Annotated in this window: 8 protein-coding genes; 3 read left to right on the top strand and 5 right to left on the bottom strand. The window is 72.7% G+C overall.

Annotated elements, in window-relative coordinates; translation table 11 throughout:
* Positions 1-47 precede the first annotated feature (47 nt).
* The gene (locus tag F603_RS0117650) at positions 48-2,903 is read right to left on the bottom strand and encodes a bifunctional acetate--CoA ligase family protein/GNAT family N-acetyltransferase (protein WP_019547307.1); all 2,856 of its coding nucleotides are present in this window, start codon (positions 2,901-2,903) and stop codon (positions 48-50) included.
* 177 nt (positions 2,904-3,080) lie between these two features.
* Between F603_RS0117650 and F603_RS0117645 the strand changes: the two genes are divergently transcribed.
* Positions 3,081-3,377 (top strand): HPr family phosphocarrier protein, encoded by a 297-nt coding sequence (locus F603_RS0117645; protein WP_019547306.1) that lies wholly within the window; start codon positions 3,081-3,083, stop codon positions 3,375-3,377.
* Positions 3,378-3,520: 143 nt separating this feature from the next.
* Here the strand turns inward: F603_RS0117645 and F603_RS0117640 are convergent, their stop codons facing one another.
* The 3 genes from F603_RS0117640 to F603_RS0117630 all read right to left on the bottom strand — a co-directional run bounded on the left by F603_RS0117640 (position 3,521) and on the right by F603_RS0117630 (position 7,140).
* The gene (locus F603_RS0117640; RefSeq protein ID WP_019547305.1) at positions 3,521-4,168 is read right to left on the bottom strand and encodes a GntR family transcriptional regulator; all 648 of its coding nucleotides are present in this window, start codon (positions 4,166-4,168) and stop codon (positions 3,521-3,523) included.
* 198 nt (positions 4,169-4,366) lie between these two features.
* Positions 4,367-5,746, bottom strand: a complete 1,380-nt coding sequence (locus F603_RS0117635) for a M16 family metallopeptidase (RefSeq protein ID WP_051096267.1) — start codon at positions 5,744-5,746, stop codon at positions 4,367-4,369.
* Positions 5,747-5,775: 29 nt separating this feature from the next.
* Positions 5,776-7,140, bottom strand: a complete 1,365-nt coding sequence (locus F603_RS0117630) for a M16 family metallopeptidase (protein ID WP_019547303.1) — start codon at positions 7,138-7,140, stop codon at positions 5,776-5,778.
* Positions 7,141-7,646: 506 nt separating this feature from the next.
* Between F603_RS0117630 and F603_RS0117625 the strand changes: the two genes are divergently transcribed.
* Positions 7,647-10,124, top strand: coding sequence for a DNA gyrase/topoisomerase IV subunit A (locus tag F603_RS0117625; protein ID WP_026328504.1), 2,478 nt, complete (start codon positions 7,647-7,649; stop codon positions 10,122-10,124).
* Positions 10,125-10,170: 46 nt separating this feature from the next.
* Here the strand turns inward: F603_RS0117625 and F603_RS0117620 are convergent, their stop codons facing one another.
* Positions 10,171-11,286, bottom strand: a complete 1,116-nt coding sequence (locus F603_RS0117620; protein WP_019547301.1) for a CobW family GTP-binding protein — start codon at positions 11,284-11,286, stop codon at positions 10,171-10,173.
* A gap of 112 nt (positions 11,287-11,398) precedes the next feature.
* On the opposite strand from F603_RS0117620, the gene F603_RS32310 reads away from it, so the two are divergent.
* On the top strand, positions 11,399-12,325 hold the full coding sequence (locus F603_RS32310; protein WP_019547300.1) for a ferredoxin family protein: 927 nt from the start codon (positions 11,399-11,401) through the stop codon (positions 12,323-12,325).
* Positions 12,326-12,330 lie beyond the last annotated feature (5 nt).

The following is a 12,330-nucleotide window of genomic DNA, read 5'->3' as shown; positions in this document are numbered from 1 at the left end:
AAGCTCCCGGTTGGCGACCGTCCGCCGGCTCGTGCGGAGCGCCCGGTTCAATACACCGGTAGGCGCCGCGGACCGAGGTCGGCGCTGGGCTCGGGGGGCGCGAAGCGCACGGCGGCGCCGAGGACGGTGAGGCCCCTGGGGGCGACGACCACCGGGTCGAGATCGACGCCGACGATCTCCGCATGGTCGTCGAGGAGCCGCGAGACGCGCAGCAGCAGCTCCTCCAACGCCGCGGTGTCGACGGGCTGGGCACCGCGCCAGCCGAAGAGGATCGGCGCGGACTTGATCGTTCGCACCAGGTCCGCCGCCTCGGTGTCGGTGACGGGCACGAGGCGGTAGCCGACATCGCCGAGGAGCTCGGAGGGCGGTCCCGCGAGGCCGAAGGAGAGGACGGCGCCGATCGAGGGGTCGAGGACGGCGCGGACGACGGTGTCGACACCCCTGGGCGCCATCTGCTGGATCACAGGCCGGAGTTCGGCCGGGCCGCCGAGCGCCTCGGTGAGCTCGGTGTAGGCGCGGCGCAGGTCGTCCTCGTCGGCGAGGTCGAGGCGGACGCCGCCGAGGTCGGAGCGGTGGCGCAGGTGCGGTGCCGTCGTCTTCAGCGCGACGGGGTAGCCGAGCGTGCGGGCGGCCGCTGCCGCGGCGTCGGGGTCGGGAGCCGGGAGCGCGGTGCGTACGGGGATGCCGTACGCGTCCAACAGCCGTGCTGTCTCGGCCGGTTCGAGCGGGTGGCTGCGGCTGGGGAGTCCGGGACCTGGGCGGCCGGGGCCCGGGCGGGAAGGTGCCTCGGCTCCGGGGGTGCCCTGGCCGGGCGGCTCGGGGGGCGCGGCGGCCGGGTCGTGCGCCTGGAACCGCTCCACGGCGCCATGGAGGATGCGGGCGGCTTCCGCCTCGTCCACGTCGTACTCGGGGACGAGTCCGGCACCGGCAGCGGTGCGGCGCCAGCGTGCGTGGCCCACTGCCTCCGCCAGCGCGTGCGCCGCGCGCTCGGGCGTCGGGTAGGAGGGGAGGGAGTGCTCGGCGAGCGACTCGTCGAGCCCTTCCAGCGCGAGGTGGACGACGGCGACCGGCTTCCCCGCGCCCTGAGCCGCCTCGGCGAGTGCGTCGGCCAGCTCGGCGGAGGCGCCGCGCGGGTCGCCGGGGACGCCCGTCGCGACCGAGGGGATCGCGGTGACGACGACGGCGTCGGACTCCGGGTCGCGGAGGGCCTCGCGCAGGGCCGTACCGAAGTCGGCGGGGCCCGCGTCGGCGGCGAGTTCGACGACCGCGCCCGGACGCAGGCCGTCGAGGAGGCAGGCGTCGTAGGTGAGGAGGCCCAGCGCCTGCGTGTTGCCGAGGATGGCGACCCGCGGCCCTGCCGGCGGCGGCTGGCAGGCGAGGAGGACGCCGACGTCGAGGAGTTCGGTGTAGCTCTCGGCCATGATCACGCCGGCCTGGCGCAGCAGGGCCGTCGCCGTCGCGTCCGGCGTCCGCGACACGGGAGCCGCGTGCCCGGGTGGGGGCGCGCTGCCGCTGTGCCGCGCTCCCTTGACGACGACGACCGGCTTGCGGGCTGCGGTGCGCTTGGCGAGCCGCGTGAACTTCCGCGGGTTGCCGATCGATTCGAGGTACATGAGGGCGACGGCGGTCGCGTCGTCCTCGTCCCAGTACTGGAGGACGTCGTTGCCGGAGACGTCGGCGCGGTTGCCTGCCGACACGAAGGAGGAGAGGCCCATGCCGCGGCGGTGCAGGGCTTCGAGCAGGGCGATGCCGATCGCTCCGGACTGGGTGAAGAGGCCGATGCGCCCGCCTCGCGGCATCTCCCTCGAAAGCGTGGCGTTGAGCCGCACCTCCGGGTCCGTGTTGATCAGCCCGAAGGCGTCGGGCCCCACGAGGCGCATGCCGTACGACCGTGCGAGCCGCACGAGTTCGCGCTGCTCCTCGCGGTCGAAGTCGCCGGAGAGGACGGTGAGCCCCTGGACGCCGGCGCGCCCGCACTCGGCGACGACGGACGCCGCCGAAGCAGCGGGCACCGCGAGCACGGCGAGGTCGACCTGCTCCGGGATCTCCTCGATCGAGCGGTGCGCGGGCACTCCGCCGAGGCGCGGCGGTTCGGCGTCCGCCGCACGGGAGGGCTCCAACTCGCGGTTGACCGCGTGGAGTCGACCCGTGAAACCCGCGGTGTGCAGGCTCTCCAGCACCGTGTGCCCCGCGCCCTCGCCGCTGCGGCTGACGCCGACCACGGCGACGGAGCCCGGCGCGAGGAGCCGGTGCACCGAGCGGCTCTCGGCGCGTTGCTCACGCGCTCGCATCACGGCGAGGGAGTGCTCCGTCGGCTCCAGGTCGAGGGTGAGGTGGACGGAGCCGTCCTCGAAGCTGCGGCGCTGCGAGTAGCCGGCGTCGGTGAAGACCTTGATCATCCTGCTGTTGGCGGGGAGCACCTCGGCGGCGAACCTGCGGACGCCCCGCTCCCTGGCGACGGCGCCGATGTGCTCGAGGAGGGTCGAGGCGACGCCTCTGCCCTGCTGGTCGTCGCGGACGAGGAAGGCGACCTCGGCCTCGTCCGCGGGGGCTGCCGCCGGGCGGCCCGTCGCGTCGATGCGGTCGTAGCGCACCGTCGCGATGAACTCGCCGCCCACCGTGGCGGCGAGGCCGACCCGGTCGACGTAGTCGTGGTGGGTGAAGCGCCAGACGTCGCGGTCGGAGAGGCGGGGATAGGGCGCGAAGAAACGGTAGTACTTCGACTCGTCCGAGACCTGCTCGTAGAAGCTGACGAGGCGGTCGGCGTCCTCCGGCGTGATCGGCCTGATCCTGGCCGTGCCGCCGTCGCGCAGGACCACGTCGGCCTCCCAGTGGCTCGGGTAGACGGACGTCTGCGGTTCCTGCGTTCCTCGGCGCGCGCCGGCCTCCCCATCGCTCTGCATGATCCAAGGGTATGTCCGACGCCGGCTCGCGGAGCGGGCCTTGCGGCACCCGGGGGCATGGCCGAACGGCTCCGGTGGGCAGAGGTGCACGTGCCAGACTTGGCGGGCGGCGGTGCACGTCGCCGCCGGCCGCATCCGGCACGTCCAGGAACCGACCGCCGCACGAAGGGGAACACCATGGCCGAGCGTCACGTCATCATCGGCTGGGCCGAAGGGCTGCACGCCCGACCCGCCTCGATCTTCTGCCGTGCCGCCGCTGCGTCCGGCATTCCCGTCACCGTCCGCAAGAAGGAAGGGGGCGATCCGGTCAACGCCGCTTCGATGCTGGGGGTGCTCGCCCTCGGCGCCGAGGGCGGGGACGAGATCGTTCTCGCCACCGGTGAGGATGCCGACGCAGCAGAGGCGGAATCCGCTCTCGACCGGCTCGCCACGCTCGTCTCCGAGGGGCTCGACGAACTACCCGAAGCGGTTTGAGGATTGCGCTGCATTTCGAGCGCGAAACCATAGGCGTCGGAATTGCACGAACCATGTGAGTGGACTTTCTCCGTCCTTTGTATACGGCTCGTGTTACGGAGGAGCGCGCGCCGTGTTGACGGCAGGTTTCGTGCGGCTCGCTGTCATACGCCCTCGGGGCGCAGTGGCGCACCGCGCCGCAACCGGTGGAGCGCCGCGCTGCGTTCGGCCTCGCGCGCCGCGAGTGCACGGGCGCGCTCGGCGTCGCCTCTCGCTACCGCGTCGACGAGGGCTCCGCGCTCCTGCCAGTCGGTCGCCCGTGCTGCGGGCTCGACCGCATAGAGCCAGGCGACCTTTCTCCGCAGTTGCGTGAGGAGGTCGGCGAGACCTCTGCTGTCGGCGGCCTGTGCCAGCGTTTCGTGGAACCAGTCCCCGAGTTGGCGCAGGTCGGAGAGGTGTCCCTGGGTGACGCGGCGGCGGCCGAGGCGTACGAGCCCGCGCAGCACGCGCAGGTGCGCCTCGGTCCTGCGCTGCGCCGCACGCGCGGCGCCGAGCGGCTCCAACAGCAGGCGCACATCCAGCAGGTCGGCCGCCTCGCGGGAGGTCAACTCGGCGACGAAGGCGCCCGCGTGCGGCCGAGTCGTCACGAAACCCTCGGAGTTGAGCGTCCGCAGCGCCTCCCGCACCGGGACCCGGGAGACGCCGTACCGGCGCGCGAGCAGGTCCTCGGTGAGCCTGCTGCCGGGTGGAAACGCGCCCGCGATGATTTCGTCGCGTATTGCTGCGCAGACCGAATGCGCGGAAATTGGCATGACGGAACTGTAGGGCAGCGAGCGGCCGTTTCGGGGGCCGCATGTTCCGTCCGCGTGAATACGGCGTGAAAAGACAGCCGAGGCAGGGGAGTTCTCCTCGGTATTCCTTCGCCGGTACGGACGCGCGGCACAGGGCCGAGGACGACGGAGGCGGTGGCAGGGCCGGTCCCCGTCCACCGCCTCGGCGCGGTCTGCGGCTCAGTCGACGATCTCGACGTCGCCGATCCCCAACTCGCGGACTCCTGCCGCGATCTGCTCCGCATCGCCGACGAGCACCGCCACGAGACGGTCCGCCGGGAAGGCGCTCACCGCGGCCGCCGTCGCCTCGACGGTCCCCGTCTCTGCGAGGCGGGTGTAGAGCTGGGACTGGTAGTCGTCCGGAAGGTGCTGCTCCACCTGGTCGGCGAGGGTGCCGGCAACGGCCGCGGCCGTCTCGTACCGCAGTGGGGCGACGCCGACGAGGTTGCGCACCGCGGTATCGCGCTCCTCGTCGGTCAGGCCCTCGGCCGCGAGGGTGCGGAGCACCTCCCACAGGTCGGCGAGGGCGGGCTTCGTGACGTCGGTCGCCACCGAACCGCTGATCGCCAGGAGGGAGGCGCCGGCCGAGACGCCCTCGGCGGACGCCGGCCCCGACCGCAGCACCTGACCGAACGCGCGGACCCCGTACGTGTATCCCTTCTCTTCGCGCAGCACCCGGTCCAGGCGCGAGGTGAGGGTGCCGCCGAGGCAGTAGACGCCGAGAACCTGCGCAGGCCAGACGCTGTCGTGCCGGTCGGGACCGACGCGCCCCAGGAGTAGCTGCGTCTGCACCGCCCCCGGGCGGTTGACGATCACCACGCGTCCGCGGTCGTCCGCGGTGATCGGCGGCATCGGCGGCGGCTCGATCGCCCGGCCCGTCCAGGCGCCGAGGGTGTCGGCGAAGACGGCCTCCGGATCGAGGTCGCCGAAGTCCCCGACGGCGACGACCGTTGCGGTGTGCGGGGTGACGTGGGCCTCGTAGAAGGCGCGGACGGCCGCCGCGTCGATCCGTGCGACGCTCTCCTCGGTGCCCTGCCGCGGCCTCGACATCCGCGACCCGGCGGGGAAGAGCTGGCGCGAGAGCTCCTTCGCCGCGCGCCGCGCCGGGCTCGCGAGCTCGTGCGGGATCTCGTCGAGGCGGTTGGCGACGAGGCGCTCGATCTCCGCGTCGGGGAAGGCGGGGGCGCGCAGCGCGTCGGCGAGGAGGCCGAGCGCCTTCGGAAGGCGCGAGGCGGGGACCTCCAACGAGACGCGGACGCCCGGGTGGTCGGCGAAGGCGTCGAGCGTGGCGCCGCACCGCTCCAGCTCGGCTGCGAACTCCTCCGCGTCGTGCTTGTCCGTGCCCTCGCTCAGGGCGCGGGCCATGATCGTGGCGACGCCGTCGAGGTCCTCGGGCTCGGTGTCGAGCGGGGCGGGGAGGTTCACCTCGACCGCCACCACCTGCTGGCCGGGCCGCTGGCAGTGCAACAGCGTGAGCCCGTTGGCGAGTCGGGCCCGCTCCGGTGCCGGGAAGGCCCACGGCTTGGGGCGGCCGCTCTGCGGCTGCGGGTGGAACTCCATCGTGGCACCCGCGGTGCCTGCTGCCTCGCTCACTGGGCGGTCTCCTCCTGGTCGTGCGCGGTCGCTTCGGCGTCCGCTGCGGGGGCCTCGGTCGGCTCGTAGACGAGGACCGCGCGGTTGTCGGGGCGCAGGCGTGCGGCCGCGACCTCGCGGACCTCCTCCGCCGTGACGGCGAGGACGCGCGCGGTCGCGGTGAGGGCGAGCTGGGGATCGCCGAAGAGGACGGCGTAGCGGCAGAGTTCGTCGGCGCGACCGCCCACCGTGGCGAGCTGGTCGAGCCACTCGCGCTCCAACTGCGCCTGGGCGCGCTCCATTTCCTCCGGGCTCGGTCCCTCCTCCGCGAAGCGGCGCAGTTCCTCGTCGACGGCGGACTCGATCTCGGCGATCTCCGCGCCGCCCGACGCCTTGACGTCGAGCCAGCCGAGGGAGGGGGCGCCGGCGAGACGGAGCATGCCGAAGCCCGCGGCGACGGCCGTGCGGTCGTGGCGGACGAGGCGGTTGTGGAGGCGCGAGGACTCGCCGCCGCCGAGCACCGTCAACGCGAGGTCGGCGGCGTCGCCCGCGCGGGTGCCGTCGGCGGGCAGGCGGTAGGCGGCCATGAGCGCCCGGGAGGGGACGTCCTCCTCGATCAACTGCCGCTGCTCGGCGCCGATCACCTCGGGCAGGGAGCCGTCGCGCGGCGGCTGCTTGCCGGAGTGCGACGGGATGGTGCCGAAGTACTTCTCGACCCAGGCGAGCGTCTGCTCCGGGTCGATGTCGCCGACGACCGAGAGAACGGCGTTGCTCGGCGCGTAGTAGGTGCGGAAGAAGGCTTGAGCGTCCTCCAGGGAGGCGGCGTCGAGGTCGGCCATGGAGCCGATCGGGGTGTGGTGGTAGGGGTGGCCCTCGGGGTAGGCCATCGCCGTCAGGCGCTCGAAGGCGGTGCCGTAGGGGACGTTGTCGTAGCGCTGGCGGCGCTCGTTCTTGACCACGTCGCGCTGGTTCTCCATCGACTCCTCGTCGAGCGCGGTGAGGAGCGAGCCCATGCGGTCGGCTTCGAGCCACAGGGCGAGTTCGAGCTCGTGCGCCGGCATCGTCTCGAAGTAGTTGGTGCGCTCGAAGCTGGTGGTGCCGTTGAGCGAGCCGCCGGCGCCCTGGACCAGCTCGAAGTGGCCGTTTCCCGCCACCTGTGCGGAGCCCTGGAACATCAGGTGCTCGAAGAGGTGCGCGAGGCCGGTGCGGCCCTCCACCTCGTGCCGGGAGCCGACGTCGTACCAGAGGCAGACGGCGGCGACCGGGGTCTGGTGGTCCTCGGAGAGCACCACCCGCAGTCCGTTGGGGAGTCGGTGCTCGGTGGCGCTGAGTCCACCCGTCGGCGCCTGCTGCGCGGAGGAGGGCGGGGGCGTGTGGCCCATGGGCGTGGAGTCCCTTCGCTCGCTGAAGAACACGCTGGGGATCGCGTGCACCGCTGTCGCGTACGTCGCCTGCGTAGCAGCGGACGATGCTGTCACTCTAGGCAACCACCTGGGAGAGATGCGAAGTTCCCCCGGAACTCCCCCGACGGTTACCGGCCAGCCTTCGGCAGTGCGCCGCGCAGATCACCAACGTACGTGCCGGGTACGACAACGCGAACTGTGCGAGGAACCGCAGGCGCACGTCCGCGGCAGGGCGCGTGGAGCGTGCGCGGGGCCCACGAGGGTCGCTCGGGGGCGCGTGTGCCGGGTCGGGGGGCCGGCTGTCGGCGGCGCGGGCCACAATGGTCGGCGTCGCCCACCCGCACCCGCCGCGAGGGCACCGCCGCGCCGCCGGCACGGCAGGCACACCCGCCGCCCGACAGGTGCACCGCGTCCGACCCCGCGCACCATCCCGCACACCGCCGTACCGAAGCAGACGAACGCAGAACGAAGGAGCCGCAGCCGCGATGGCCCGCCGCAGCACATCCCCCGCACCCGCAGGCGCCTCGGGGAGCAACTCCCAAGGAGACGTGGACCTCGAGGAGCGCATCCTCGACATCGACGTCGTCGACGAGATGCAGGCTTCCTACCTGGAGTACGCGTACTCGGTCATCTACTCGCGCGCCCTCCCCGACGCCAGGGACGGCATGAAGCCGGTGCAGCGCCGCATCCTCTACCAGATGCACGAGATGGGGCTGCGCCCCGAGCGCTCGTACGTCAAGTGCGCCCGCGTGGTCGGCGAGGTGATGGGCCGTCTGCACCCGCACGGCGACAGCGCCATCTACGACGCGCTGGTGCGCCTCGCCCAGTCGTTCACGATGCGCCTCCCCCTCGTCGACGGCCACGGCAACTTCGGCTCGCTCGGCAACGACGACCCGCCCGCCGCGATGCGGTACACCGAGTGCCGCTCTGCTCCGGCCGCCGGCCTCATGACGGAGTCGATCGACGAGGAGACGGTCGACTTCACGCCGAACTACGACGGCAGCCAGAACGAGCCCGGCACACTCCCGGCCGCGTACCCCAACCTCCTCGTCAACGGGGCGTCCGGCATCGCAGTCGGTATGGCGACGAACATGCCGCCGCACAACCTCGGCGAAGTCATCGCCGCGGCACGTCACTTGATCAAGCACCCCAACGCCGACCTGGAAACCCTCATGGGGTTCGTCCCCGGCCCCGACCTGCCCACCGGCGGGCGGATCGTGGGTCTCGACGGGATCCAGGACGCCTACACCAAGGGCCGCGGCACCTTCAAGATCCGCGCCACCGTCTCCGTCGAGCAGGTCACGGCACGCCGCAAGGGGCTCGTCGTCACCCAACTCCCCTTCACCGTCGGGCCGGAGAAGGTCATCTCCAAGATCAAGGACCTCGTCAACGCCAAGCGGCTCCAGGGCATCGCCGACGTCAAGGACCTCACCGACCGGGAGCACGGCCTGCGCCTGGTGATCGAGGTGAAGAACGGCTTCAACCCCGAGGCCGTGCTGGGGCAGCTCTACAAGCTGACGCCGATGGAGGACTCCTTCGGCGTCAACAACGTGGCGCTCGTCGACGGCCAGCCGCTCACGCTCGGCCTGCGCGAGCTGCTCCAGGTCTACGTCGACCACCGCTTCGAAGTCGTACGCAGGCGCAGTGAGTTCCGCCGGACCAAGCGGAGGGACCGGCTCCATCTCGTCGAGGGCCTGCTCGTCGCGCTCGTCGACATCGACGAGGTGATCCGGATCATCCGCTCCAGCGAGAACGCGGCCGAGGCCAAGGCAACACTGATCGAGCGCTTCTCGCTCAGCGACGTACAGACCCAGTACATCCTCGACACCCCGCTGCGCCGGCTCACCAAGTTCGACCGCCTGGAGCTGGAGGACGAACGGGGGAAGCTCACCGACGAGATCGCACGCCTCACCGAGATCCTCGAATCCGACAAGGAGCTGCGCAAGGTCGTCTCCTCCGAACTCTCCGCCGTGGCCAAGAAGTTCAGCACGCCCCGCCGCACGGAACTTCTGGACTCGGCGGAGGCACCGGTCGTCTCGGTACCCCTGGAGGTCTCCGACGACCCCTGCCGCGTGCTCCTCTCCTCGACGGGTCTGCTCGCCCGCACCGCCAACGGGGAGACCTCGTTCGAGGAGTCGGCGAAGCGCAGCAAGCACGATGTCGTCGTCTCGGCCGTCCCCGCCACCACGCGGGGCGAGGTCGGCGCCGTCACCTCGTCCGGGCGCCTGCTGCGGGTCTCCGTCGTCGACCTTCCGCAGCTTCCGGAGAAGGCGAGCACGCCGAACCTCTCGGGCGGCGCCCAAGTCAGCGAGTTCCTCACGCTGGAGGAGGGCGAGAGCCTCGTCTGCCTCACCACCCTCGACGAGTCGTCGCCCGGCATCGCCCTAGGCACCGAGCAGGGGATCGTGAAACGCGTCGTCCCCGACTACCCGTCGAACAAGGAGGAGTTGGAGGTCATCACCCTCAAGGGCGACGACCGGATCGTCGGCGCCGTCGAGCTGCGGACAGGCGAGGAGGACCTCGTCTTCGTCACCGACAACGCGCACCTGCTGCGGTACCAAGCCGGCCAGGTGCGTCCGCAGGGCCGGCCGGCCGGAGGTGTCGCCGGTGTGAAACTGGCGGAGGGCTCGCGGGCGCTCTTCTTCGGCGCCGTCGACCCTTCGGCCGACGCCTCGGTCTTCACCGTCGCAGGGACGGAGGGGACGCTCGCCGACTCCCTCGGCACGACGAAGCTCACCCCCTTCGACCAGTATCCGCGGAAGGGCCGCGCCACGGGCGGGGTGCGCTGCCAGCGCTTCCTCAAGGGCGAGGACCGGCTCACCTTCGCCTGGGTCGGCCCGTCCCCGGCCCGCGCCGCGACCGCGTCGGGCGCGCCGGCCGAGCTCCCCGAGCCGGACCCGCGCCGCGACGGCTCGGGCGTGCCGCTCGCCAAGCCGGTCGCCGCCGTGGCCGGGCCCGTCTGATCCGCACCGGCGCCCGCGGGAGGCCGCGGGCGCCATGCGTGCGCCCCTAGGGCGCCGGCGCGTCGAGCTCGGGCGGTTCGGCAAACTCCGCGCTCCAGTCGGGGTCTTCACCGCCGTTGGCGAGCCGGGCGTCGGTGTGGCGGAGGACGCCCCACAGAGCCGACGCCCCGGGCGCCGCATCCGGTTCGGCGACGCAGGCGCGAAGCCCGGAGAGGAGCCGTTCCTCGTCGAGATCGGTGCCGATCAGCACGAGACGGGTAGCCCGCTCCTCGGCGGTACCCCACCGCTCGGGCGTGAACCGAAGGAATCCGCCGACGGCGTGGACGCTGTACCGCCGCCCGGGATCGGCAGGCCCGAAGTCGACGATCCCCTTGATCCGGTACAGGCCCACCGGCCGGGCGTCGAGGAAGGCGAGAAGCGCCCCCGGGTCGAGCGGCTCGCCCGCGGTGAACTCGACGGAGCGGTACGCCGCGTGCAGATGCCCGTCGTGGGCCCCGGCCGCTTCGCACTCCCCGTCCCCGTAGAGCACCTCGTCGAACGAGAGTTGCTGCACGGCGGGGCGCTCCCGCTCGGGTGCGTCGAAGAGGAGCTCCGGGTCGACGCGACCGTGCGAGGCCCGGACGACGGGGCCGCCCGAGCGCCGCTGCAATGCGGTGCGCAACCGTTCCGCCTCGTCCTCCCCGACGCGGTCCGTCTTGTTGAGGACGACGAGGTCGGCAGCGGTGACGTGCCGCCCCAACTCCGGGTGCCGCTCCAGCGCGGCGGGGAACTCGACCGCGTCCACGACCTCGACGAGCCCGGCGTACCTGAGGTGCGGACTGCGGCTCGCGAGGATCATCCGGATCACCGTCTCCGGCTCGGCGAGGCCGCTCGCCTCGACGACGAGCACGTCCATCCGCGCCTCCGGCCTGGCCAACCGCTCCAGGACATCGTCGAGTTCACTGGTGTCGACGGCGCAGCACAGGCAGCCGTCGCCGAGCGAGACCATCGCGTCGACCTGACCGCTCACGGCCATCGCGTCGATCTCGATGCTCCCGAAGTCGTTGACGACGGCCCCGATCCTCGTGCCCCTGCTGCGCCGCAGCAGGTGGTTGAGGAGCGTCGTCTTCCCCGAGCCGAGGAAACCCGCGAGGACGAGGACGGGTACGCGTCGTGCGGTCACTTGTGCCTTCCTTTTGTGCCCTTGCAGCGTGCGACCCGTCCGATCGTATCGACCGGCATCCGGTGCGACGGGCGGGAGGAGCGGATGCGAGGGAGGCTAGGGTCGCCCCGTGATGACGTGTACGAGCGCGGCCGACGCCCTCGCCGAGCCGCTCGCCGCCACCGCAGCGCACGCGCGGACCTGGCTGCTCCTCGAACAACCGGGCCCCTGGGGCGCGAAGGCCCTCACCGAGAGCCGCCTCGACCCGGCGCTGGGCGCCCTCCTCGAATCGGCCGGAGCCCCCCACGGCGTACGGGTCGCACTGATCCGCAGCACCGGACGGCACACCGCGACCGAGGCACCGCGTCGTGCCTTCCTCGCACACACCGCGCCCGGCGCCTCGTGGGTGCGCACGACCACCCTGGCTTCCCCGCACCACCTCGCCGCACTCGACTTCGCGGCGCTGGGCGCAGGTCGCCACGAGGGGCTGTGGGAACCGCGCACCAGCGCCGCACCGCTCGCCCTGGTGTGCACCAACGGACGCCGGGACCGGTGCTGCGCCCAACTCGGGCGGCCGCACGCCGAGGAGCTCTCCGCGACAGCCGACGCGGAGGTATGGGAGGTCAGCCACCTGGGCGGGCACCGCTTCGCACCGACACTGCTGGTGCTCCCCTTCGGCTACGCCTACGGCCGCGCCACCGCGGACTCCACACGACGGGTGCTGGCGGCCGCCCGCCACGGCCGGGTGCTCGGCGAGGGATGCCGCGGACGCTCGACCTGGGACCGACCCGGTCAGGCGGCGGATCTCGCGCTCCGCGCGCACCTCGGCGAGGAACGCGAGGGCGCCCTCGACGTCCTGGAGACCGGCGGCGACGGCACCCGCTGGACCGCAACCGTCGAACACGCGGAAGGCAAGCGGTGGTTGGTGCACGGTGCGACGGTGCAGGGGGCGCCGTCCCCCGCCAGCTGCGGGGGCGTCCCCGAGCCGGGCGTGCGCCAGGAGGTCCTCGGGATCGAACCGCAAGCGCGGAGCGGCGAACCGACCTCGACGACTGCCTGAGCCCG

This window comes from Streptomyces sulphureus DSM 40104 (assembly GCF_000381025.1).
Lineage (GTDB): Bacteria > Actinomycetota > Actinomycetes > Streptomycetales > Streptomycetaceae > Streptomyces > Streptomyces sulphureus.
Note: the sequence above shows the minus strand (reverse complement) of the source record. Positions and strands in the feature narration are given on the sequence as shown.